The organism is Polaribacter butkevichii (assembly GCF_038024105.1).
In the GTDB taxonomy this organism is placed as follows: Bacteria; Bacteroidota; Bacteroidia; order Flavobacteriales; family Flavobacteriaceae; genus Polaribacter; species Polaribacter butkevichii.
In genome coordinates this window covers 2,897,536-2,923,343 of sequence record NZ_CP150661.1, presented here as the reverse complement: position 1 = coordinate 2,923,343, position 25,808 = coordinate 2,897,536, and the positions used below count along the sequence as shown (strand labels likewise).

Below are 25,808 nucleotides of genomic sequence, written 5' to 3'. Positions count from 1 at the left end.
AAAAGCATTTCAACTACACAAAACTGCATTTTAAATACATAAAAAAACCACTCGAATAAAAACACCACATTTTTTTAAACCTCATCACTAAATTTGTAGCTCCAAACGATATTAAAAATTTAAAAACCAGCTATATATGAACATCTTAAGGTTTAAAAAATTAAAGAGAGCATTTTTATTTATTATTCTATTTACTTTTTCTCAGATAAGTTATGGTCAATTAAGCGACTTACACTTTTTGCCACCTTTAAAACAATACGGCAATAACCAAGCTATTAAGCAGCAAAAAGTGTATTTATCAACTCCAGAAACAAATAGTTTTGATGTTAAAATTTATCAAGGTACCAATACTACAGCTATTGCCACCTTATCTTTATCTAAATCTACACCTGTAACTTATGGTTTAACTAACGGTGATAACAATATAACTCTGGTATCTAATGCAAACACCGGAGTTGTTTTAAAAAATAGTGGTTTACGCTTTGAGGCTCCCAATGGAGAAAAATTTTATGTGAATTATAGAGGTCGTTCTAGTGCCCAGGGAGCTTCTATTACTTCTAAAGGTAGAGCAGCTTTAGGTAAAAAATTTAAATGGGGAGGAGCTCCTATTGATGCTAGTCATAGTTCTATGACCGCTACACTTGGTATTATGGCAACAGAAGACAATACTGCAATTACAATTAGCGGTTATAATACAGAATGTAAATTCAGGTCAGAAGGAGTAGTGGATGGCATAGACGCTAACTCTATTAATATCGTTTTAAATAAAGGAGAGTCTTATGTAGTTGAAGCTGCAAAAGAAGCTACTGATGCAAATATAGACGGATGGATTGGAGCCTCTATTAATTCTGATAAAGACATTGCTATAAGTAACGGAATGCTAAATTTTGGTGTAGAATCTAATAGTGAAGCTAGAGATGCAGGAGCAGATCAACCAGTACCAGAAGATAAATTAGGTCAAGAATATGTTTTTGTTCGTGGGCAAGGTGGGGCAACTAATGAGTTTGTTATCATTATTGGTACACAAGCAAACACTAAAGTCTATGTAAATACAATAGTTGATGAAAATACTATTCCATTTGCTACTATTGGGGTTGGAGAATATGTAAAAATACCTGCTTCTAAATACACAGGTACATCCGTTGGAAAAAACATGTTTGTAAAATCTAACAAGAACGTATATGCTTATCAAGTGCTTTCTGGTAGCTCTTTCACTAAAACAGTTAGCTTAAATTTTGTAGCACCTGTAAGCTGTTTGCTACCAGATACTATGGATTTTATATACAACATTACAGACCTTTCTGGAATCTCGGTTACAGGAGGCATATTTATAATTGCGTCTACCACAACAAACAACGCAGATATTATTGTAAAAGACAACAACAAAAAAATTGATTTAGCTTCAGAAGAAGCCGTTTCGGGTAATTCTGCTTGGAAAACATTTTACATTGCAAACCTTAAAGGAAATGTTTCCGTAGAATCTACAGGACCAATAGCTGTTGGTTTTACAGGACAAAGTAAAAACATAGGTGTAGCTGGATATTTTTCTGGGTTTGATACTGTACCTGTTACAGAATTAGCTATTACAGGCGGTGGATGTTTACCAAATGCTGCTATTGAAGTAGTAAATAAAGATTTTGAAACATACCAATGGTATGATAATGGTGCTTTAGTACAAGGAGCAACTAGCCCTAGTTATACACCAACTACATCTGGTGATTATTATGTAAGTGTTTCTAAAGGAGGATGTACTTATAATTCTCAACCAATTTCTGCTTACTACTGTAACCCAGATATTGTTGTAAATAAAACATCAGACAAAACAGAAGTTATAGAAGGTGGTACAATTACTTTTAAAATTACTGTAGAAAGTAAAGGATTAGGCCCTGTAACAAATGTTAACATTTCAGATGTAATCCCTAGTGGATTAACAATATCTAGTGCGGAAGCAAGTACAGGATCTTGGTCTGCACCAAACTGGACAGTAGGTACACTTACAAGCGGACAAATAGAAACCATTACAATAAAAACTATTGTTGATCCAATGACAGGCATTACCGCTAGCACAGAATTAACAAACACAGCAACAAACTCACAAGACCAAGTAGATAGTAATATTACTACAGACACCCCTTCTGTATCTTTTAATACTTTAAGAGATTATGATGGTGATGGCGTTGCAGATATATATGATATTGACGATGATAACGATGGTGTTTTAGACACTGTTGAAGGAAACGATGATATAGATAACGATGGTATCCCTAATTTATTAGATTTAGATTCTGATGGTGATGGTTGTCCAGACACTATAGAAGCAAGAATACCTGCTGCTTTAGAAAATACAGGTGTAACCAATGGTAATGGCACAAACAACACAATCACCAATACCACAAATGCTGTTATAAACATTACAAACAACCCTGTTGGCAGCAACGGATTAGCTAACAGCTTAGAATTAAATGATACAGATGCAACCTCAATAAACTATACTTCTACCTATAACACGTATGCTTTAAACTCTACTGTTAATGTTTGTGGAGTTGCTATGATAACACAAGTATATCAAACCGAAAATGAACGTTGGATAGAAATTACCAATACAGATACTACAAATATTGTAGCACCAAACGCAGCTATTATTACACTCTTTAAAAATACTAATGGAGATCAAACAGGTAAAGCACCTACAGCCTATACTTCTAATACAAATACTATTAACCCAGGTGAATCTATATTGATATCAGCAGGTAGTGTTACAAATAAACTTTCTTCTGCAGTAGAAATAGTAAATACAAATGTTACCAATTTTGCTGGAGAAAATGATATTATAGCATTAACAAGAACATCTAACAATACTGCTTGGGAAACAAGAATTGATGTTTTAGAAACAATAAAAGACAGCACTAGTTATGTGCGTATTGATGAAATTTTAGAACCAAATATAACTACAGACACAACAGAATGGGTAGCTTTTATAAATGATAATATTATTACGTATTCAGATTTAGAGAATGAAGATAACGTAGAACGTCATACACACGATCCTTTATTATCAGAAATAGCAACTGCCAATAACAACGCTAACATTAAACCAGGTTTACACAACTTTGGACTAACAAATAGAACGAGTTCTGATTGGTCTAATGGATATCCTGATAGATCTAGAAACGTACAAATTTCTGAAACATATTCTTTTTCAGAAAAACTAAGTGCTAGAAAATTTGAAGTTAAAAACGGAAGTATTTTTAGTATTACGGATAATTTATTAGTAGTAACAAACAACATTAACATCGATAGTGCTACAGATGAAATTAGATTGGTTAGTTCTGATGATACTAATAAAGCACAACTAATACAAACGCACGAAGGAGATAAACTAGTAACAGGTTTAGGTAAAATTCTTATCGATCAAAACTCAAATGTACCAAGTAAATACAGATATAACTACATGAGTTCGCCTGTAAACACTGTTGGTAGCAATTCTTTTACTTTAGAAAATGTGCTAAAAGACGGAACAACACCTACCTCTACAACTTCTACAATAAAAGATATAAATTTTGTAACCGGTTATGACGGTAGTGCAACATCACCAATTTCTATAGCAGAGTACTGGGTTTACACCTATTCAAACGCATCAGGAAGAAGTAATTGGTCTCATAAATATAAAAACAGAACAATTTCACAAACCGACGGTTTTACAATTAAAGGAACTGGTACTGCACAAAATTACACTTTTACAGGTACACCAAAAGACGGAGATTTAAGCACTACTATTGGCGCGCAACAATCTTACCTTCTAGGAAACCCATACGCATCTACAATGAGTGCTAAAAAGTTTATAGAAGACAATAAAAACACAATAACAGGTAATATCTATTTTTGGGAACATGATGGAGAAGAAAGTACCGAAGCTAAAAACCAAGGACATAATTACGGTGGGTATATTGGTGGTTACGCAATAAGAAACAGTGCTATGGGAATTGCTGCAAACCAAGTATCAACTAACAATGGTGCAACACGCACAAATAGTGTTATTGAAGCAGAAACAGGAACACTATCTAATGGTGCAGAAATTTATACCGATGATGAAATGAGCGGAGTATTGTTAAACGGATACAATCAAAAAGTTGCTTTTACAAGTGGTGTTAACGCAGATTCATTATTTATAAATTATAAAACAAATCAATCTCTATTTTTAAATATTAAAATAAACGGGGTAGATCATCCTACTTACCTTAACACTGTACCTGGTAACTATGCAAATGTTTTTATTGTAACAGATATAAAAGTTTCTGATGAAATAGAATTTATTTATCCTGATGAAACTTCAAAGATAAAAATCTATATTAACGAAATTACTTTAACCGGAGATGGCGCAAATGATGCAGCACCTTCATTAGGTAACGGAGACTACAAAATTCCAGGTGCGTATATACCTATCGGACAAGGTTTTTTTGTTACAGCTAATGAAAATGGCGGAACGATTAACTTTAATAATAGCCAAAGAGAATATATTACTGAAGGAGCAGAATCCGTTTTCTTTAAAAGCAGTAATAAAAAAGCAAAAACAACCGACTTTACAAACACATTACCTATTATTAAACTAGGTATGGATTATAAAAACAATAATGAATTAAGCCTGCATAGACAAATAGGTATTTCATTTAAAAACGGAAATTCATTTGAATTTGAAACAGGATACGATGCACCAATTTATGATGCTGGAACAACCGATATCTACTGGAAATTTCCAAGTAATGACAATAAATATGCAATTACAGGTGTGCAAAGTATTACCGAAGACCTAGAAATTCCTTTAGAAATTACTTTAAAAAACACAGGTACAATTACTATTGGTATTGATGAGTGGAATGCAATTGACAGAAACATCTATTTAATAGATAGAGTAACAGAAACCTCTTATTTATTAAACAACGCAAAAATTGCTTTAACTTTAGTAAAAGGAACCTATTCAGAAAGGTTTTATTTAGGATTTAAAAATATTAAACCAGAAATAGAAGCAACTCTAGATACTAAAGATTCTGTAATTTTAGACACAAACATCTCTGTTTATTTAGATAATAATACACAAGAGTTGGTTATTAACAATAACAGTAATTTACAAATAGAAAATGTAAAATTATTTAACCTTACAGGTCAACAAGTAAACAAATGGACTGACTTTGAAACAGCTACAGCAGAAAGTAGATTAAAAATTAAAAACCTTTCTAAAACCGTTTATATTGTAAACATAGCAACAGAAAAAGGAATCGTTTCTAAAAAAGTTATATTAGAATAATTTAATTTTAAAGCACTTATAAGGTAACCACGTTTTTATTTTTAGAACGTGGTTATTTTTTTATTCCTAAAATTAATAAAACTATATCCAAAAATTAAACTTTAGAAGTGTTATTTTTAAGGTAATCTCTTCTCCGTCAATTAATGGCCAAAAAAAATCCATCCCAATAAACATACAAAAAACCAAATTTAATCCATGGTTTTCTCTTATTCAAATTGATTAGAACTACTTACTACTAATACCACAAACCCATCATTTATAAATTTTACTTTTTTAATAAATTGAATATCTTCCATTGTATTTGTAGGCACTAAATATATGTGTACATATAGTACTTCTAAACCCATAACACTCGTACAAACTCTTTTACATGCAACTTCTTTTTTAATGATTTATCATTTGGATTGATATCTAAAAAAGCAATATAGTTATCATCTTCTAAAGCTCTTTTAAAATATAGAAGAAGCAACTAACAGCCTATTTACCATATAAAATCAATTATTAATATTCTAAAGTACTGATACCTTTGTTTTACAACAACTCATTTTATTATTACATTAGCATTTTATAATATAAAATACTCAACATCCCCCAAAATGAGAAAAAATTTATATAAAATAGTTCTCAGTATTATTTTATTAACCTTAACACAAGTTGGTTATAGCCAATTAAGTGACTTACACTACCTCCCTCCTCTAAAACAAGCAGTTAATAATCAAGCAATTGAACAACAAACCATCTATTTATCTACTCCAGAAACTTCTAGTTTTAATGTAAATATATTTAGAGGTACTAGTACTACAGCACTTGCCACTTTATCAATATCAAAAACAAATTCAGCAACTTACTCATTAGCTGACGGTGATAACGAAATAACTCTAGTAACCAATTCCAATACAGGTATTGCACTATCTAATAGTGGTTTGAGATTTGAATCTGATAATAAAGAAAAATTTTACGTGAACTATAGAGGGAGTTCTTCGGAACAAGCAGCATCAATAACCTCTAAAGGTAGAGCCGCTTTAGGTAAGAAATTTAAATGGGGAGGAGCTCCTGTTGAAGGAAAAAATACTACAAAAAATAAATCTACGGATATTAGTGCTACATTAGGTATCATGGCTACGGAAGACGGCACTACCGTAACAATAAGTGGTTATGATCCAACATGTAGATTTAGATCTCCAACTGCAGTAGACGGCATTAGTTCTAGTACTATAACGATTAACCTAAACAAAGGACAGTCTTATGTACTTGAAGCTGTTACAGACTTTACACTACCAACACCCGCGGCTAATAAAGACGGATGGATTGGCGCATCTATTGTCTCTAATAAAGACATAGCCATCAGTAACGGAATGTTAAATTTTGGGGTAGATACTGATAAAGTCTCTAAAGACGCTGGAGCAGACCAACCTGTACCAGAAGATAAATTAGGTAAAGAATATATTTTTGTTCGTGGTAACGGAACGGAAGTAGATAAAAGTGAATTTGTGATCATCATAGGAACACAAGAAAACACAGAAATTTATGTAAATGATGAGACAGTTCCTTTTGATACAATTGGTGTCGGAGAGTATACAAAAGTACCTTCCTCTAAATATTCTGGTGCCACTATTGGAAAAAACATGCACATAGCCACTACAAAAAACGTTTATGCCTATCAAGTTCTTGCCGGATCCAGCAACAAATCTGATAAAACAGTAAGTTTAAATTTCGTAGCCCCAGTAAACTGCTTATTACCAGACACCATGGACCACATCTCCGCTATAGAAGATATTCCTGGGCTTAATCCTGTAGGTAGAGTTGGAGGTTTATTTATTATCGCATCAACTACAACAGCAAACGCTGATATTGATGTTGCCGATAGTAATGGAGCGGTTATTTTACCTACAGAAGAAACTGTTTCAGGCACTACCGAATGGAAAACATTTTATATTACCGGACTTACAGGAGATGTGTCTGTAAAATCTACAGGCCCCATAGCTGTTGGGTTTTTAGGTTTTGAGGAAAATAGAGGTATTGCAGGGTATTTTTCTGGGTTTGACACTGTACCTGTTACAGAATTAGCTGTTACAGGTGGAGGTTGTTTACCTGGCGGTACTATTGAAGTCGTTTCTAAAAATTTTGAATCTTACCAATGGTATGATAATGGTCTTTTAATTATAGGCGAAACCGACCATACCTATACCCCTACAACATCTGGAGATTATTTTGTACGTGTTACAAAAGGAGGCTGTACGTATGATTCTCAACCAATTTCTGCTTACTATTGTAACCCAGATATTATTGTAAATAAAACTGCTGACAAAACCGAAGTTATGGAAGGAGAAAACATTACTTTTAAAATTACAGTAGAAAGTAAAAGTTTAAATACAGTTACAAATCTTAACATCTCAGATGTGGTTCCTAATGGTTTAACAATTATTAGCGCAAGTACAAGTATAGGTTCTTGGACAGCTCCTAATTGGACAGTAGGAGACCTTATAAGTGGGCAAGTAGAAACTATTACAATTGTTGCAAAAGCAGATGCAATGACAGGAATTAACGCTACTTCTGCTAAAGTAAACACAGCTACAAATACACAAGACCAAACAGACAGCAATACTACCACAGACTCACCTTCTGTTTCTTTTAATCTCTTAAGAGATTATGATGGAGATGGCGTTGCAGACATCTATGATATTGATGATGATAATGATGGTATTTTAGATACGGAAGAAGGAAATATTGATACAGATAATGATGGTATACCAAACCATTTAGATTTAGATTCTGATGGAGATGGTTGCCCAGATGCAATAGAAGCAAATGTGCCAACTACATTTAAAGAAGCGCCTGTAAGTAATTTAGATACAGATAATATAACAACCATAATAACCAATATAGCAAATGCAGTTATAGATATTACACAAGACCTAGTTGGTGCCAATGGATTAGCAAATAGCTTAGAAGATGTAGACACAGATGCATCAGCCATAAATTACACATCAACATACACTAATTATGCTTTAGATACGGCATTAAAAGCATGTGGTACACCAATGATAACACAAATATATACTACAGACACAGAACATTGGGTAGAAATTACAAACATAGACCCAACAAATATTGTTGGTATAAACGCAGCAACATTAGCATTATTTAAAGACGAATCTGACCCAACAACAGCAACATCTCCTGTAATTTTTGCCAATACAACAGCTATTCAACCAGGTACTTCTATTTTAATTACTAATAATCTTACTAATACTTCATTAACTAATGCTAACGTTACGCCGATTACCGATGCAAACGTAGTAGATTTTGAAAATGCAGATGATGTATTAGTACTAACCAAAGGTACAGAAATCAATGCTTGGAACGGAAAAGTAGATGTTGTAAGTGCAATTGCAGACAATACAAGTTATGTTCGTATAGATGAAACTTTAGTACCAAATACAGCCTATGACGCTACAGAATGGGTTGCTTTTATAGATGATACTATTGTTACTTATTCAGATGCAGCAAATGATAATACCATAGAGCGTCATGCACATGCACCACTTTTATCAGAAATTGTTAATGCAAATGATGACGCCAATATACGACCTGGTTTGCATAACTTTGGACGTACTAGAAGATCAAATACTGCTTGGTCTAGCGGATATCCTGACAGATCTAGAAATGTCCAAATTTTTAAAAACTTTAGTACTTCTGATAAAATAAGTGCAAGAAAACTAGAAGTTAGAAACAGTATATTTAGTATTACAGATAATTTACTAGTAGTTACTAATGAGGTTAAAATTACAAATTCGACCGATGAAATTAGATTGATAAGTTCTGACAACACCAACAAAGCGCAATTAATACAAACGCATACATCAACATCTAAAGTAACCGGTGCTGGTAAATTATTAGTAGACCAATACGCTACCGTACCAAGTAAATACAGGTATAACTATTTAGGCTCTCCTGTAAATACAATTGGTAAAACAAATTTTACGGTTGCTAGTGTTTTAAAAGATGGTACAAAACCATTAGACGCAACCTCTACTATTGGTAATGGAAGCACTAACATAGCTAAAGAAATTACTTTTGTAACAGGTTATGATGGTGATTATACAAAATCTCCCATAGAAATTGCAGAATACTGGATTTATACGTACGCAGCCTCTGCAGACGGAAAATCTAATTGGTTACAGAAGTTTAAAGGAGGAATCATTGCACAAACAGATGGGTTTCTACTTAAAGGACCAGGAAGTTTAAATCAGAATACAAAAGGACAAAATTATACTTTTGTAGGCACACCAAAAGACGGAACATTAACAACAACTATTAGTGCGGGAGATTTTTATTTAGTAGGAAATCCATATGCATCTGCAATAAGTGCTAAAAAGTTTATTCAAGATAATTTAGATACTACTAACGGAAGCTTATATTTCTGGGAACATGGAGGAGAAAAAGCTTCTAGTGATGGATCTGAAGGACATAATTACGGAGGATACATAGGAGGATATGGAGTTAGAAACCTATCTGGTGGAGTTGCTGCAACCAGTGTATCTAGCAATAATACTAGCGATAATGGCACACCTACTTTGGGTACTGGTTCTTATACAGAGCCAAAGGCTTTTATAGCAATCGGACAAGGTTTTTTTATAAATGGAGATGATGCCGCCTCTACAACTATAGACAATATTCAGTTTAACAATAGCCAAAGAGAATACATACAAGAAGGAAATGATTCTTATTTCTTTAAAAGTGAAAACAAAAAATTGAGTGCTAAAACACAAGGTACTCAAAATACATTGTCAATTATAAAATTAGGAATGAATTATATAAATGATGACAATTTACCATTGCATAGACAATTATTAATTTCATTTAAAAACAATAACTCTTTTGATTTTGACAGAGGATATGACACAGAAATTTATGATGTAGGAACTACTGATATCTACTGGAAGTTTCCAAACAATGATAAAAAGTATGTAATTACTGGCGTACAAAGTATTTCTGATGAATTAGAGATTCCTTTAGAATTAATAATATCTAAAGATGGACAAGTAACAATTGGTCTAGATGAATGGAATGCGATTGAAAGTGACGTTTATTTAAAGGATAAATTAACAAATACATCTTATGCTCTTAATAGTAAAACGATTGACTTAACACTTGCAAAAGGAACGTATACAGATCGTTTTGTACTTGCTTTTTCTAAAACCACAACATTAAGTGTAGATGATACTCTTTTAGAAAATAAAGTTACTGCCTATGTAGACAACAATGCTAAAGAAATTATAATTAACAACAACAGCAATTTAGAATTAAAAAAAGTAGCTTTATTTAATCTATTAGGTCAAAAGATAGTTGAATGGAATAACATTAAAACTGAAAGTAGACTAAAAATTAATAACCTCTCTAAAGCTATTTATATTGTAAACATAGCGACAGAAAAAGGAATGGTTTCTAAAAAAATTATATTAGAATAATTTATTCTAAAACACTTATATGGTAACCACGTTTTAAAATAAAAACGTGGTTACTTTTTTTTTCTTTCTAATCTTTATAAAAGCATATCCAAAAATTAACCCAAAAAACATCCAAAATAGAAACTTTAAAAGAACTGTTTTTAAGATAATTTCTTCATCATCAATCAATGGCCACAAAAAAGCCTCACCAATAAACATACAAAACCCACAAATTAAACCAATTCCAACCCACGGTTTCATCTTTATTCAAATTGATTAGAAATACTTGCTGCTAACGCCACAAACTCATCGTTTGTTAATGTTACTTTTTGTGTAAATTGCATATCTGCCATTTGGTTTGTTGGCACTAAATGCACATGTACATGTGGCACTTCTAAACCAATAACACTCATACAAACTCTTTTACAAGCAACTGCTTTTTCTAAAGCTTTTGCAACTCGGTAAGAAAAGTCCATTAGGTTTAAATACTCTTCTTTAGACAAGTCGAATAATTTATTTTCTTCCTTTTTTGGCACTACTAAAGTGTGTCCTTTTGCATTTGGGTTGATATCTAAAAAAGCAATATAATTATCGTCTTCTGCTACTTTGTAACACGGAATTTCTCCTTCTATTATTTTTGTAAAAATGCTCATTATGTATGTGTAATTGGATTATAGATTAAATGTAAACAGTAATAAAACTGACAAACAGTAGTAAATATAAAAAAGAATTCGGGTTCTAGCAGTGCTAAAACCCGAATTTATAATGAATAAAAACGTCATTGCGAATGTAATGAAGCAATCTTTTAATCGATAAAGAGATTACTTCGTCATTCTTCCACGTAATGACTTTATCTCGAAATTTCTACAATCTCGAATTTCATAATTCCGTTAGGAACCTTAATTTCTGCAATATCTCCAACTTTTTTACCTAGCAAACCTTTACCTATTGGTGAGTTTACAGATAATTTACCGTTTCTAACATCGGTTTCAGAATCTGCTACCAAGGTGTAAGAAAACTCCATTCCGTTTGCAGAATTTTTTATTTTAACGATAGAATGAATCAGTACTTTAGAAGTATCTAATTGAGATTCATCTATAATTCTAGCATTAGAAATTACATTTTTTAATTTTGCAATCTTAAACTCTAAGTGAGATTGTTCTTCTTTTGCTGCATGGTATTCTGCATTTTCACTTAAATCTCCTTTATCTCTTGCATCTGCAATTTCTTGTGTTACTCTTGGTCTTTCTACTTGCTCTAGTTGCACCAATTCTTCCTTCAATTTCTTTAATCCTTCTGCCGAATAATATGATATATCGCTCATTTTTTTTTAATTTAAATTCATCAACTCTACTTAATAAATTACCTAAATCTATTAATAAAAGAGTAACTCTCTCACTTATAACACCCTTTAGGGGCTTAAATTTAAAAATCCCATTACCTTTGCAGTAATGAGATTGTCCTACAAAGATACAAAATATTTGTAAATTTCAATCGTTATTAAAATAACAAGGCTGTTTTATGTTAAAAAAATCACTCTTTTTTGTTAGTTTATTTGCATTTTTTTCTTGTGGAGAGGATAATCTTCCTGATAACTGTTTACGCCCAGCTTCTTTTAGCAGAGTAATATCTTCTAACAACCCTGATTTCAATAAAGCGTTAACACCGAATGGGTTTGCTATATTTCCTGGAGGTATAAAAGGAATTTTACTCTTTAATACAGGAAAAAGCAAAAATACTTATGTTGCATTCGATTTGATTTGTCCGACCAATGATTGTAATAATCAAATGGTATTTGAAAACAGATTATTAAAATGCACTTGCGATGGAAGTACTTACAGTGTAGATATTGGAGGAATACCTCAAACACCAGGTTTTATTTGTCCTGCGTTAGAATACAAAGTCACAGAAATTGGAAATTCAATTCGAATCAGTAATTATTAATAGGGTACTTTATATAAGTTGCTTATTTTTGCCTAAACACAACAATATTCAACGTGAAAAACTATTATTCTTCAGATTTTAAATTAGGCGTTCTTGGTGGCGGACAATTAGGCAGAATGCTTTTGGCCGAAACTCAAAAATTAGACATTCATACTTCTATTTTAGAAAGCAATAAAAACGCACCTTGTGCAGAAATTTGCAACACTTTTGTTGTTGGAGATTTATTAGATTTTGATGCTGTTTATAACTTTGGTAAAACAGTAGATGTACTAACTATTGAAATTGAAAATGTAAACCTAGATGCCTTAGATAGATTAGAAGAAGAAGGTTTAACAATTTTTCCGAAGCCAAAAGATTTACGTATTATTCAGAGTAAAGCAAGACAGAAAAATTTTTATATAGATCATCAAATTCCTACTGCAGCCTTTTCTCATTACGCGTATTTAGAGGAATTAAAACATTGTTTTGAAAACAATATTATAGATTTTCCTTTTGTCTGGAAAGCTGCTCGTTTTGGTTATGATGGTACTGGTGTTAAAATTGTTAGAAATATAGACGATTTAAACAACTTACCAAATGTAGAATGTATTACAGAAAAACTGATTCCTTTTAAAAACGAATTGGCAGTAATTGTAGCAAGAAATGTTAGTGGAGAGGTAAAAACATATCCCGTTGTAGAAATGGAATTTCATCCAGAAGCAAACCAGGTTGAGTATGTTATTTGTCCGGCAAGGATAGATAGTACCGTTGCAGAAAAAGCAAGAGAGGTTGCTTTAAAAGTAGTAAGTGATTTAGATTTTGTTGGTTTGTTGGCTGTAGAAATGTTTCAAACAGTAGATGATAAAATTTTAGTGAATGAAGTTGCTCCAAGACCTCATAATTCTGGTCATTATTCTATAGAAGCAAGTTATACCAATCAATTTGAACAACATATTCGTTCTATTTTAAACCTTCCTTTAGGAAATACAGACAGTAAAGTTGCCGGAATTATGGTAAACCTTGTTGGTGAAGAAGGTTTTTCTGGTGATGTAATTTACGAAAATATAGAAGAGATTCTAAAGATTGATGGTGTTACGCCACATATCTACGGAAAAAAAGAAACTCGTCCGTTTCGAAAAATGGGACATGTTACGATTGTAAATACAGATATTGATATTGCAAGAAAAGTAGCACAAGAAGTAAAAGAAACGATTAGAGTTATAAGTAAAAACAATTAACATTAAACAATTATCAGTTATCAATGATAACTGATAATTGATAACTGAAAAATTATGGTAGGTATAATAATGGGAAGTGATTCTGATCTTCCAATAATGCAAGAAGCAATAGACATTTTAGAGAGTTTTAATATTGCAATAGAAGTAGATATTGTTTCTGCTCACAGAACTCCAGAAAAATTAGTAGACTATTCTAAAAACGCGCACAAAAGAGGTATTCAAGTAATAATAGCGGGTGCTGGTGGCGCAGCGCATTTACCAGGAATGGTTGCTTCTATGAGTCCGTTGCCTGTAATAGGAGTTCCTGTGAAAAGCAGAAATTCTATTGATGGTTGGGATTCTGTTTTATCAATTTTACAAATGCCTGGTGGCGTACCTGTAGCAACGGTTGCTTTAGATGGCGCAAAAAACGCAGGTATTTTAGCGGCTCAAATAATTGGTGCTTCAGACAAAGCTGTTTTAGATAAAATAATTGCTTACAAAGAAGAATTAAAATTGAAGGTTGAACAGGCTTCTGAACGAGTTAGAAAATAAAAAATGTCTCCTCGAGCGCAGTCGAGAGGTTTATTTTAGGTCTCAACTGCGCTCGACCTGACACAGTTTAACAATTACACCTTTTTAGATGAATCCACTTTTACAAGATTTTAATACACCTCCTTTTTCTAAAATTTCTAATAAAGATTACAAACCTGCTATTAAAAAAGGGATTGAAATTGCCAAAGCAGAAATTGATGAAATTATAAACAACCCTGAGGTTCCTACTTTTGAAAACACAACCGTTGCTTTAGATTTTACTGGTGAAAAACTAAATAAAATTACGAGTATTTTCTTCAACTTAAACTCTGCAGAAACTAATGATGAGATTCAGAAAATTGCTCAAGAAGTTTCTCCTTGGTTAAGTGAATTTAGTAATGATATTACCTTAAACGAAGATTTGTTTAAAAGAGTAAAATCGGTTTTTGATAGTAAAGAAACGTTAGATTTAACACCAGAGCAAACAATGCTTTTAGAAAAGCAGTACAAAAGTTTTGCAAGAAATGGTGCTAATTTAAAGGAATCGGATAAAGTAAAGCTTCGTAAAATTGATGCTCAACTCTCTAAATTATCTTTAAAATTTGGAGAAAACGTATTAGCAGAAACCAATGCTTTTGAACTTCACTTAACAAATGAAGAAGATTTAGCTGGCTTGCCAGAAAGTGTAAAAGAAGCAGCCAAAGAAGTAGCAACTTCTAAAGAGAAAGTAGGATATATTTTTACCTTAGATTACCCAAGTTACATTCCTTTTTTAACCTATGCAGACAATAGAGAGTTGCGTAAAAAAATGGCAATTGCAGCTGGTAAAAAAGCTTTCCAAGACAATGAATTCAACAATGAAAAAATTGTTTTAGAAATTGTAAATCTTCGTCATCAAAGAGCTAATTTATTAGGTTATAAAACACATGCTCATTTTGTTTTAGAAGAAAGAATGGCAGAAACGCCAGAAAAAGTAATCGAATTTTCTAATAATCTTTTAGAAAAAGCAAAACCTGCTGCTTTAAAAGAGTTTGAAAACTTAGAAAACTTTGCTAAAAAATTAGACGGAATAGATCATCTTGAAAAATGGGATGGTTCATACTATTCTGAGAAGTTAAAGAAAGAATTATTCGATTTAGATCAAGAATTATTAAAGCCTTATTTTAAATTAGAAAACGTAATTGATGGTGTTTTTGAAATTGCCAACAGATTATATGATTTAAAATTTGAAGAAGTTTCTAACATCGACAAATATCACGAAGATGTTAAAACCTATAATGTAACAGACACAAACGGTAACTTTATTTCTGTGTTTTATGCAGATTTTCATCCAAGAAAAGGAAAACGTAATGGTGCGTGGATGACAAGTTACAAATCGCAACAAATTAAAAACGGAATTAACGAAAGACCACAGGTTTCCATTGTTTGTAATTTTACCAAACCCACCGAAACCAAACCGTCTTTATTAACGTTTAACGAGGTTACAACCTTGTTTCATGAATTTGGTCATGCATTACACGGAATGCTAGCAAATACAACTTATAACAGCTTATCTGGAACGTCTGTTTCTTGGGATTTTGTAGAATTACCAAGTCAGGTTTTAGAAAACTGGTGTTTCGAGAAAGAAGCCTTAGAATTGTTTGCAAAGCATTATGAAACCGGAGAAGTTATTCCGATGAAATATGTAGAAAAAATTAAAGAATCTGCAAGTTTTCATGAAGGTATGCAAACCTTACGTCAGTTAAGTTTTGGGTTGTTAGACATGCAGTGGCATGGTAGCGAGTCTTCACAGACAATTACTTCTATAAAAGAGTTTGAAAATGCAGCTTTTGAAAACACAAAATTATATCCTGATGTTGCAGAAAACTGTATGAGTACTGCTTTTTCTCATATTTTTCAAGGAGGATATTCTGCCGGATATTACTCGTACAAATGGGCAGAAGTTTTAGATGCAGATGCTTTTGAATATTTCTTAGAAGAAGGAATTTTTAACAAAGAAGTAGCTACAAAATTTAAAGACAATGTACTTTCTAAAGGTGGAACAGAAAAACCTATGGAATTATACAAACGTTTTAGAGGTAAAGAACCTAAACCAGATGCACTTTTAAGAAGAGCGGGGTTAATTTAGTATTCAGTTTTCAGTAGCAGTTTTCAGTTCTCATCTTACTGAAAACTGCTACTGCCAACTGTAAACTGTTTTACTGCCTACCAAAATGCTACGCATTTTTCACTTCTATCCATTTACTCATATATTTTGTAGCTTGTAACGTTTGATACTGCAACAAACTTCCTAAAAAATTATGAGTTCTATGTTGATCTAAATTTTCTTGAATTTCTTTTATTTGGTTGATAAAAAGCACTCCTAACCTCTCTTTATCATAGATTTGATTGATGATTTCAATTCCGTTTTTTTGAGATGCTTTCCAAAGTTTTTCATCAGTATATAATTGAACTGCTTTTTCTGAAAATTTAGAGTAATCAGATTCTATAAAACCGTTCCAAAGTAATGTGTTGTGCATTCCTTCTGCGCCAATTTCTGTTGTAACACTTGGCGTACCACAAATCATAGCTTCCGTTAACTTTCCTTTTATACCTGCTCCAAAACGAAGAGGCGCTAACACAACCCTTGCGTTTTTAACAACCTCTTTAGCTTCTTCTGCAAAGCCTTTAATAATAAATCCTTCTTTTTTATTATGTAATTGATTTATTTGCTGGTTTGCATACGCTCCATAAATATGAACCTCTACTTTTGGTAAAACCTTTCTAATTTCTTTCCAAATCTCATTTTTTAATGTTAAAACAGCATCCACATTAGGTTTGTGAAAAAAGTTACCAATAAAAATAAAATGCGCTCTTTCCTCAAAAGTTTTCCATTTTTCTTGCTGATGAACATCAATCTTATCTAATAAAAAAGGGAGATAATACAAGATTTTTTCATCAACTTTAAAAACATTTTTTAATAAATTCATTTCAAAAGAAGAGATAATCAAACTCATATCACAACGTAAAATTGAAGCGATTTCTCTTTTAGCATCATCCGACTTTAATAATGCATCCGTTGTAAATTCTTCTCCTTTTCTTAATTGCTGATGACGGGTTTTTCTTAAAAAATGTAAATCTTCCGTATCTAAAACTCGTATTGCATTTGGGCAATTTTCTGCAACTCGCCAACCAAATTGTTCTTCCATCATAAAACGATCAAACAAAACAATTGTTGGGTTTAATTCGGTTATAAAATCATCAAAAGAAGCATTATTTAATGCTATAGCAACTTCATCAACACCTAAAGAACTTAAACTTGTTGCTTTCTCGCTTTTTTGAGCCGGAGAAGCAAACGTTATTTTAAAACCTTCTTGTAAAAACTGTTTTATAAGCTGTAACATTCTACTGCCGGCTGCAGAAGAATTAGGCTCTACCCAAACATACCCAATAATTAAAACCGATTGATTGCTCAATTATTTTGTATTTAATTGTTGTTTATATTCTGCTTGTACTTTTTTACCCCAAGCAACCACAGCATCAATTTGATCTTGTGTTAAATTCGCCTCTGCATGCGTCCAAGTATAAGAATCTAACGGCATTTTTTTCTCTTCAACCTCTTCATATAATTCATCCATTTTATGTTCTTTCTTTTTTAAGGAATAGGTGCTCCATGCAGAAAAATTTAAATGTTTCTTACCGTCTTTAACATGCTCTGCTAACCAATAATTTACAGGTGTAATAGTATTATACCAAGGATATACCGTTTTATCTGTATGACAATCGTAACAAGTAGTTTCTAATATTTTTTGTACATCTGCTGGCGGATTTGTTTCTGCTATAAAGGTTTCTACAGAAGCTAAATCTCCTTCATTTTTTTCTGGGCCAAAAAATTGCGCCACTAAAAATATGAATACGACAGCAATTCCTATTTTCTTTAGAATTTTCATTGGGTAAATTTTAAGATTTGTAGTACTGTAAAACTACTAAAATCTCTCTTTATTCTGTGAAAATATCCGTATTTTTGTCAACTATCATTAAAAAAGAAACCGAAAGGTTACATTATACGCAAAATAAACGCACTCATGAAATACGATATTATTGTAATTGGTTCTGGTCCTGGAGGATATATTGCCGGAATTAGAGCTTCTCAATTAGGTAAAAAAGTAGCAATTATAGAAAAATACTCAACTTTAGGAGGAACATGTACAAATGTTGGATGTATTCCGTCTAAAGCTTTATTAGATTCATCTCATCATTATTATGATGCGATTCATCATTTTGAAGAACATGGAATTGCCGTAGAAAACCCAACTTTCGATTTTAGCAAAATGGTAGACAGAAAAGCTAAAATTGTAGAAACAACTACAGGCGGAATTAAATACCTAATGGACAAAAATAACATTGATGTTTTTGAAGGTTTAGGTTCTTTTGAAGATGCTACACATATTAAAGTTACTAAAAATGATGGTTCTTCAGAAATAATTGAAGGTACAAATATTATCATTGCAACAGGCTCTAAACCATCTACTTTACCGTTTATTTCTTTAGATAAAGAGCGCGTAATTACCTCTACCGAAGCCTTAAAACTACCAGAAGTTCCAAAACATTTGGTTGTAATTGGTGGTGGTGTTATTGGTTTAGAGTTAGGTTCGGTATACAAACGTTTGGGTGCAGATGTCACTGTTGTAGAATATGCTCCAAAAATTACTCCAACAATGGATGCTGATGTTTCTAAAGAACTACAAAAAGTTTTAAAGAAACAAGGTATTAAGTTTGCCGTAAGTCATGGTGTTACTTCTGTAGAAAGAAATGGTGATGAAGTTGTTGTAAAAGCAAATAATAAAAAAGGTGTTGAAGTAGAGTTTAAAGGAGATTATTGTTTAGTTGCAGTTGGTAGAAAAGCGTATACAGAAGGTTTAGGTTTAGAAAAAGTTGGTGTAGAAGTTAATGAACGTGGACAAGTTGCCACCAACGAACATTTACAAACTAACATTTCTAATATTTTTGCAATTGGTGATGTTGTTGCTGGTGCAATGCTAGCTCACAAAGCAGAAGAAGAAGGTGTTGTAGTTGCAGAATATTTAGCAGGAGAAAAACCACATATCGATTATAATTTAATTCCTGGTATTGTTTATACATGGCCAGAAGTTGCTGCTGTTGGTAAAACAGAAGACGAATTAAAAGCAGCAAAAGCAGATTATAAAGTTGGTAAATTTTCTATGAGAGCTTTAGGTAGATCTCGTGCTAGTGGAGATTTAGATGGTTTTGTAAAAGTTTTAGCTGATAAGAATACTGATGAAATATTAGGAGTTCACATGGTAGGTGCACGTGTTGCCGATTTAATTATGGAAGCTGCCGTTGCTATGGAATACAGAGCATCTGCAGAAGACTTGGCAAGAATTTGTCATGGTCACCCAACATATTCAGAAGCGGTAAAAGAAGCTGCAAAAGCTGCTTGGGACGGAAAACCTTTAAACGCTTAAAACAGTAAAAATACACTAAAAAAAAATCTCAAAATACATTTATTTTGAGATTTTTTTTTATTTCAGCCTCTTACAACTATTAACTTACTTAAATTTGTTAGGCTGTTACTTTTTTAATTTCTTCATTTGTTTCTAAGGCTGTAAAATCTAATTTCCAACCAATCGTTTCTACTAAGTTTTCCATTAAAAGAATTGCTTCTAAAGCTTCTTTATTTGCAAGGCGAATTAAATTACTTTCTGGTATTTTAGCCAATACATGCTCTTTTGCTTCTTTATTTAGAGTTGTTAAATCTTCTGTATCAAATTTATTAAGATACCCATTTTTTAAATCATAAAATTTAATATCACATTCTATAGAAACCACTTCTGGTTGCGGAAAATCAGACATCACAATTTCTTTTTTTTCTGTATTAGCTTCTAATTTAATTTTTCTAAAATCGAAGCCAATATGTGCTTTTGCGTGAATTAAAATAATGGCTTTTTTCTTACTTGTAAATCCCCAAAAATTTTCTTTGGTATTTTCATGATGATAAATTTCAGAAAAATCTCCTTCTACGGTAATCAATTTTGATACCTTCTTTATTTTATCTAATAAAATTACCGACTGCTTTTCTGTTAAACTCTTTTTTTTTGATAAAGAGAATTTTTGAGATATAAGATACGAAATCCCTAAACCAATAACTAACCCTAAAATAACTAACTCCATACTGTAAATATACTATTGTTTTCTTAAATTTTAACACTATTTAAGAGGAGGAATATCAAAATTGAAGCCAAAAAAATATTTACAACAAACTCTTTGGGTTAAAAAGTAGAGAAGCTTTTTTTTTAAATAGCTTTAGTTTATTTTTATCCCATGAAAAAAAAACACCTACTTTACTTTTTTCTATTGATTTATGGAACTTGTTTCTCACAAAAAACAGACAACATTCCGCTTAAAAATGGAATAGACAAACCTAGTTTATTGCCCATTCATCATTTTGGGATGTTTTCGGCAAGAATCAATCAAAACTTTAAAATTAGACCACCAGAAATAGCTACTTTAAATTTTTCTTATGCAAGCGCAAATACATTTCATCCTTTTGTAGAAATGTACATACCAAAAGATGAAGCTACTAGGCAAGCTTTAAGTAAGCAAACTTGGTATGACAGACACTTTTATGAAAATCAGCAAACAACTCCTGCGGAGTACGAAAACATTATTGTAGATGCCGTTTTTAAAAACTTTAGGGTAGATTACACTACCAAAATTGGAAAAAAACATGAACTCGGAATTACACTCCGTTCTTATTTAGTTAGCAAAGGTAAATACCCTTTTTCGGTTTTTACAAGTGATGAAACCATTGAGTGGTTTCATAGCAATGTTGCTGGCGGTGAAGATCCTTTTGGTAGAAAATATTATGGTATTAATAAAGTAAATGTAAAATACCAAGATAGAAATGGCAATACTTTAGAATTAAAAGACGGTCAATTTCTTTTTGCAGGAATAGAATTCAACCATTTTTACTACCCAAATTTCATCAACCTAAAAAACAGAAATATTCATGTTAATTTTGGTTCTCATTTAGGTGTTAACACTTCTAAACACAACCCTTCTATTGATATTGGTGTTTCCGGAAACATTGTAAAAGAATGGAAATTAAACGAAAAATCAGAAATAAGATCTGCCTTTGGTACAAGCGTTTTAAGAAAAAATGCTATTAATTTTAAGGAAAATCTTGTAAGCTTAGGAAACAATAAATATTTAGGAAGTTTAGAAGCCATGTTTGAGTTTACAAAATACACAAGAAAGAAAAATTATCATTCTGTATCTGTTAATTATCAAATTCAATCTCGCTTTAGTAAAAGAGCAGAAGCAGATTATTATCAATTAGTAGGTCTTTGGCAAGAAATTCATTCTGGTTGGCAAAATGGTTTCGCAAAATTATACGAATACCAATCTGCTTGGAGTTGGCTATATACTTATACTAGAAAAAAATATAGCTTTACCATTTATGTAAAGGAGGATTTGTATTTAAACAACTCGCCAGATTTACAAACAGGAATCAGTTTAAAAATTCCGCTTTCTAACCAATAAGATTTGTATTTTTGACGCAAATATGCAAAGAACAATTCGCACTTTTTCTGTTGATAATATTATTGAATTCAAAAACAATTTATTGTCTTGGGCACAACAATTTGAAACCGTACTTTGGTTAGATTCTAATAACTATCACCAAAAATACGCTAGTTTTGATGGTGCTTTGGCAGCAGATGATTTTACTTCCATTAAAACAGATTATCATCAAGGTTTTAACAAGTTAAAAGAATACCAAACTATAACCAAAGATTATATTTTTGGTTACATGACTTATGATTTAAAGAATGATGTAGAACGACTTTCTTCTAATAATTTTGATGGTTTACATTTTCCTGATTTATATTTCTTTCAGCCTAAAAAACTAATTTTTATTAAAGGAAACGATGTTGAGTTTCATTATTTAAGAATGGTTGATGATGAAATTGAAGATGATTTTGATGAAATTAAAGTATTAAAAAAGCAAGAGTTTTCTAACAAAGAACCAGAAGTAAAGATAAAACTAAGGATTCACAAAGATGAATACCACGCTAAAGTAAGCCAAGTTTTAGAACATATACATAAAGGAGATATTTATGAAGCTAATTTTTGCCAGGAGTTTTATGCAGAAAATGCTACCATAAACCCGGTGGAAGTTTACAAACACCTCAACCGCATTTCGGAACCCCCCTTTGCTTCTTTCTTAAAACTAGACAACAAGTTTGCCTTGTGTGCATCACCAGAAAGATATATTAAAAAACAAGGCACAAAAATAATTTCTCAACCCATTAAAGGCACTGCTAAAAGGTTGGTAAGTGAGTTTGACGACGCTCAATTAGCTTTAGATTTAATGCGCGACGAAAAAGAGCGTGCAGAAAACGTAATGATTGTAGACTTGGTTAGAAACGACCTATCTAAAACAGCAAAAATAGGAAGCGTAAAAGTAGAAGAACTTTGTAAAGTATATTCTTTTAAGCAAGTACATCAATTAATATCTACCGTGGTCTCTGAGGTTGAAGAAAACACACACCCAATAGACATAATTCAAAGTACCTACCCAATGGGAAGTATGACCGGAGCACCTAAAGTTTCTGCTATGAAAATTATTGAAAACTTAGAAGAAACCAAACGCGGCTTGTACTCTGGATCGATAGGCTATTTTACACCAGAAAATGATTTCGATTTTAATGTAATTATAAGAAGTATCTTATATAATGAAGAAAAAAAATACATTTCATATTCTGTTGGTGGCGCCATAACAGCACAATCTGTTGTAGAAAAAGAGTATGAAGAATGTTTATTAAAAGCAAAGGCAATGAAGTATGTTTTACTGAATTCTAAGTAGAATTAAAATTCGTTAAATAAGCGCTACATAAATAAAAATCAAGGGAATTTACCTCTTTTTTTTCACTCAATTTGTCATTTCGACCTTAAGAGAGAAATCACATAAAGTTACATCGTTTTTTACATTATCAGCCACATGAGATTTCTCCTTCGTCGAAATGACATAGTACAAGGTTCTGTATTTTTCTTTACAATACTTCTACTAAAAAAGACCAAATATTACTAAAATTAAAAGTAATTTTGATTAAAAGTATAATACGCAGCTAAAAAAAAGAAATTTCATCACTAAAATAAGATTTCTCAATCGCTTAAAAAAGCTCATTTCGAAATGACAAATTCTTAATACATTTACCAAATGATACCAAATCAAGACGAACTTTTTCAAAAAACGTTAGATAGTTTAGATGAAAAACCAACGGAACAAAATATGTTTAACATGTTCTTAAAGTTATATCCAGCAGAATGGAAAGCACTAAAAGTTACCTTTTCTAAATTTAACCGAAGTAAACAATTTGGTAAAACAATTCCGTTACCAAAACCAGAAGTATCTATTAGAAAAGACATTCGTGTGTGGTTAAATAAACAATAAATGACTGATTTAATATCTTTCTTTTTAGATATTTATTTAGACATTAAATATTGGATTAAATACAAGAAACAACGGAAGTTTGAGAAAGAAAATAACCTGCCCAAAAGCATTGTTTTGTATCCGTACATAAAACAATTTGCAATAGTATTTAGCGTTCTTTTTGCTGTTTATTTTCTTGTTGTTATTTTTATCTTAAAGGATAATAATCAGAAAAAAACAACCAAAAGAATGACAGAAATATCTAAACTTTTAGCCTCAGAAAAAAAACAGTTTGGTAAATTTCCATCAGAGTTAAAAGACATTATTAGAAACAATCCTTTAAGATCTAATATAATCATAGATAATTGGAAAGCTGCTTTTGTGTATATTCCATCTAAAGATGGACAAAATTATCAACTGATTTCTTTAGGAGGAGACGGAAAATTAGGTACAAAAGACGATATTGTATATTCTTCTAATTAAAAAAACATCAACATATATAAAATGTGTTATTTTTGAAATATAATGCTACAAGAACTCTCTAACCACATCAACCATAATCTTCCTTTTTTAAAAGGCAAGAAATTATTAATCGCCATTTCTGGTGGAATTGACTCTGTAGTTTTAACGCATCTGTTATCAGCATTAAAATTTAACATTTCACTGGCACATTGCAACTTTAATTTAAGAGGAAAAGAAAGCGATTTAGACGAAGCGTTTGTTAGGGAATTAGGAAAAAAACTAAAACTTAACACTTTTGTTACTCAATTTAAAACAAAAGAATTTGCTGAAGAAAACAAACAATCTACACAAATTGCTGCCAGAAATTTACGTTATGACTGGTTTGATAAATTGATAAAAGACCATCAATTTGATTATCTCTTAACAGCACATCATGCCGATGATCATTTAGAAACTTTTCTTATCAATTTAACCCGTGGTGCTGGTTTAGATGGTTTAACAGGCATTCCAGAAATTAATGGAAACATTGTGCGTCCGCTTTTAAAATTTTCTAGAAACGATATTTTAACGTTTGCAAAAGAAAACAATATTTCTTGGCGAGAAGATAAAAGTAATGCATCAACAAAATACATTAGAAACAAAATTAGACATCAAATACTCCCTGTTTTAAAGGAAATTAATCCTAGTTTGTTAGAAACCTTTGCAAAAACAACAGAACACTTAAAAGAAAGTCAGCAAATTATTGAAGACAGAATTAAACAAGTTGCATTAGAAATACTTATTACGGATAACAATTACATCAAAATTAATATTGAAAAACTAGAGAAATTATCGAACCCGAAAGCGTATTTATATCAACTTTTAAAAGAGTATAATTTTACAGAGTGGAATGATGTTGCTAATTTACTTGCTGCACAATCGGGGAAACAAATTTTTTCTAAAACACATACTTTATTAAAAGATCGAGACTTTTTATTCCTTTCTAAAAAACTTTCTACGAGTACTGTTGATCAATCTTTAATTGAAGAAAACACTATAGAAATTACAGAACCTATTCATCTAAAACTTGAAAGCGTAATAGAAAAATCAGCAGAAAATAACCAAACCATTTATGTTGATAAAAAACGTTTAGACTATCCTTTAAAACTTAGAAAATGGCAAGATGGCGATTTCTTTTATCCAACAGGAATGACCGGGAAAAAGAAATTAAGCAAGTATTTTAAAGACCAAAAATTATCGCTTTTAGAAAAACAAAATACATGGTTACTTTGCAATAATAATGAGGATATTATTTGGGTAGTAGGGTATCGTTTAGACAATCGTTTTAAAACCACTCAACAAACAAAATCGGTTTTAAAAATAGCTATTTTATAAAAAAAATGATGTTGTTTTTCTATCCCTAAAAAAAACAAAAATAACTCAGAGTAACAGAAAATGATAATTTCATAAAAAAAAGTTGAAATTTATATCGTTTTCTTAAATAAATC

At 31.6% G+C, this 25,808-nt stretch carries 19 protein-coding genes; 12 read left to right on the top strand and 7 right to left on the bottom strand.

Features of this window, described 5'->3' with window-relative positions:
• Nucleotides 1-136: 136 nt before the first annotated feature.
• Nucleotides 137-5,302, top strand: a complete 5,166-nt coding sequence (locus tag WG951_RS12410) for a T9SS type A sorting domain-containing protein (protein WP_105049504.1) — start codon at nucleotides 137-139, stop codon at nucleotides 5,300-5,302.
• Nucleotides 5,303-5,508: 206 nt separating this feature from the next.
• Here WG951_RS12410 and WG951_RS12405 read toward each other — a convergent pair whose 3' ends face one another.
• Nucleotides 5,509-5,649 carry a hypothetical protein gene (locus WG951_RS12405; protein ID WP_317044729.1) on the bottom strand — a complete coding sequence of 47 codons (141 nt, stop codon included), beginning with the start codon at nucleotides 5,647-5,649 and terminating at the stop codon, nucleotides 5,509-5,511.
• 249 nt (nucleotides 5,650-5,898) lie between these two features.
• Here WG951_RS12405 and WG951_RS12400 point away from each other — a divergent pair, with 249 nt between their 5' ends.
• The gene (locus WG951_RS12400; RefSeq protein ID WP_105049505.1) at nucleotides 5,899-10,773 is read left to right on the top strand and encodes a T9SS type A sorting domain-containing protein; all 4,875 of its coding nucleotides are present in this window, start codon (nucleotides 5,899-5,901) and stop codon (nucleotides 10,771-10,773) included.
• A 33-nt stretch (nucleotides 10,774-10,806) separates the two neighbouring features.
• Here WG951_RS12400 and WG951_RS12395 read toward each other — a convergent pair whose 3' ends face one another.
• The 3 genes from WG951_RS12395 to greA all read right to left on the bottom strand — a co-directional run bounded on the left by WG951_RS12395 (nucleotide 10,807) and on the right by greA (nucleotide 12,076).
• The gene (locus tag WG951_RS12395) at nucleotides 10,807-11,013 is read right to left on the bottom strand and encodes a hypothetical protein (protein ID WP_105049506.1); all 207 of its coding nucleotides are present in this window, start codon (nucleotides 11,011-11,013) and stop codon (nucleotides 10,807-10,809) included.
• A gap of 2 nt (nucleotides 11,014-11,015) precedes the next feature.
• On the bottom strand, nucleotides 11,016-11,405 hold the full coding sequence (locus WG951_RS12390) for an HIT family protein (RefSeq protein ID WP_105049507.1): 390 nt from the start codon (nucleotides 11,403-11,405) through the stop codon (nucleotides 11,016-11,018).
• Between the two features lie 197 nt (nucleotides 11,406-11,602).
• On the bottom strand, nucleotides 11,603-12,076 hold the full coding sequence (greA, locus tag WG951_RS12385; RefSeq protein ID WP_105049508.1) for a transcription elongation factor GreA: 474 nt from the start codon (nucleotides 12,074-12,076) through the stop codon (nucleotides 11,603-11,605).
• 197 nt (nucleotides 12,077-12,273) lie between these two features.
• Between greA and WG951_RS12380 the strand changes: the two genes are divergently transcribed.
• The 4 genes from WG951_RS12380 (at nucleotide 12,274) to WG951_RS12365 (ending at nucleotide 16,554) form a co-directional block, all read left to right on the top strand.
• Nucleotides 12,274-12,696 carry a phosphoribosylaminoimidazole carboxylase gene (locus WG951_RS12380; RefSeq protein ID WP_105049509.1) on the top strand — a complete coding sequence of 141 codons (423 nt, stop codon included), beginning with the start codon at nucleotides 12,274-12,276 and terminating at the stop codon, nucleotides 12,694-12,696.
• A gap of 53 nt (nucleotides 12,697-12,749) precedes the next feature.
• Entirely contained in the window at nucleotides 12,750-13,913 is a 1,164-nt protein-coding gene (locus WG951_RS12375) for a 5-(carboxyamino)imidazole ribonucleotide synthase (RefSeq protein ID WP_105049510.1), read from the top strand.
• A gap of 54 nt (nucleotides 13,914-13,967) precedes the next feature.
• Nucleotides 13,968-14,447, top strand: coding sequence for a 5-(carboxyamino)imidazole ribonucleotide mutase (purE, locus tag WG951_RS12370; RefSeq protein WP_105049511.1), 480 nt, complete (start codon nucleotides 13,968-13,970; stop codon nucleotides 14,445-14,447).
• Nucleotides 14,448-14,535: 88 nt separating this feature from the next.
• Nucleotides 14,536-16,554, top strand: coding sequence for a M3 family metallopeptidase (locus WG951_RS12365; protein ID WP_105049512.1), 2,019 nt, complete (start codon nucleotides 14,536-14,538; stop codon nucleotides 16,552-16,554).
• Between the two features lie 88 nt (nucleotides 16,555-16,642).
• On the opposite strand, the gene WG951_RS12360 is transcribed toward WG951_RS12365, so the two are convergent.
• Nucleotides 16,643-17,881 carry a glycosyltransferase family 4 protein gene (locus WG951_RS12360; protein ID WP_105049513.1) on the bottom strand — a complete coding sequence of 413 codons (1,239 nt, stop codon included), beginning with the start codon at nucleotides 17,879-17,881 and terminating at the stop codon, nucleotides 16,643-16,645.
• Nucleotides 17,882-18,355: a heme-binding domain-containing protein gene (locus WG951_RS12355; RefSeq protein ID WP_105049514.1), complete on the bottom strand. Its 474-nt coding sequence runs from the start codon at nucleotides 18,353-18,355 to the stop codon at nucleotides 17,882-17,884.
• 135 nt (nucleotides 18,356-18,490) lie between these two features.
• Here WG951_RS12355 and lpdA point away from each other — a divergent pair, with 135 nt between their 5' ends.
• On the top strand, nucleotides 18,491-19,891 hold the full coding sequence (gene lpdA / locus WG951_RS12350) for a dihydrolipoyl dehydrogenase (RefSeq protein ID WP_105049515.1): 1,401 nt from the start codon (nucleotides 18,491-18,493) through the stop codon (nucleotides 19,889-19,891).
• A gap of 97 nt (nucleotides 19,892-19,988) precedes the next feature.
• Here lpdA and WG951_RS12345 read toward each other — a convergent pair whose 3' ends face one another.
• Nucleotides 19,989-20,597: a DUF4230 domain-containing protein gene (locus WG951_RS12345; protein WP_105049516.1), complete on the bottom strand. Its 609-nt coding sequence runs from the start codon at nucleotides 20,595-20,597 to the stop codon at nucleotides 19,989-19,991.
• Nucleotides 20,598-20,747: 150 nt separating this feature from the next.
• On the opposite strand from WG951_RS12345, the gene WG951_RS12340 reads away from it, so the two are divergent.
• The 5 genes from WG951_RS12340 (at nucleotide 20,748) to tilS (ending at nucleotide 25,695) form a co-directional block, all read left to right on the top strand.
• The gene (locus tag WG951_RS12340) at nucleotides 20,748-21,968 is read left to right on the top strand and encodes a hypothetical protein (protein ID WP_105049517.1); all 1,221 of its coding nucleotides are present in this window, start codon (nucleotides 20,748-20,750) and stop codon (nucleotides 21,966-21,968) included.
• A gap of 22 nt (nucleotides 21,969-21,990) precedes the next feature.
• On the top strand, nucleotides 21,991-23,292 hold the full coding sequence (locus WG951_RS12335) for an anthranilate synthase component I family protein (RefSeq protein ID WP_105049518.1): 1,302 nt from the start codon (nucleotides 21,991-21,993) through the stop codon (nucleotides 23,290-23,292).
• Nucleotides 23,293-23,646: 354 nt separating this feature from the next.
• The gene (locus WG951_RS12330) at nucleotides 23,647-23,880 is read left to right on the top strand and encodes a hypothetical protein (RefSeq protein ID WP_105049519.1); all 234 of its coding nucleotides are present in this window, start codon (nucleotides 23,647-23,649) and stop codon (nucleotides 23,878-23,880) included.
• Nucleotides 23,881-24,342 carry a type II secretion system protein GspG gene (locus WG951_RS12325; RefSeq protein WP_105049520.1) on the top strand — a complete coding sequence of 154 codons (462 nt, stop codon included), beginning with the start codon at nucleotides 23,881-23,883 and terminating at the stop codon, nucleotides 24,340-24,342. It begins immediately after the preceding gene.
• A gap of 42 nt (nucleotides 24,343-24,384) precedes the next feature.
• Nucleotides 24,385-25,695 carry a tRNA lysidine(34) synthetase TilS gene (gene tilS, locus WG951_RS12320; RefSeq protein WP_105049521.1) on the top strand — a complete coding sequence of 437 codons (1,311 nt, stop codon included), beginning with the start codon at nucleotides 24,385-24,387 and terminating at the stop codon, nucleotides 25,693-25,695.
• Nucleotides 25,696-25,808: the final 113 nt, after the last annotated feature.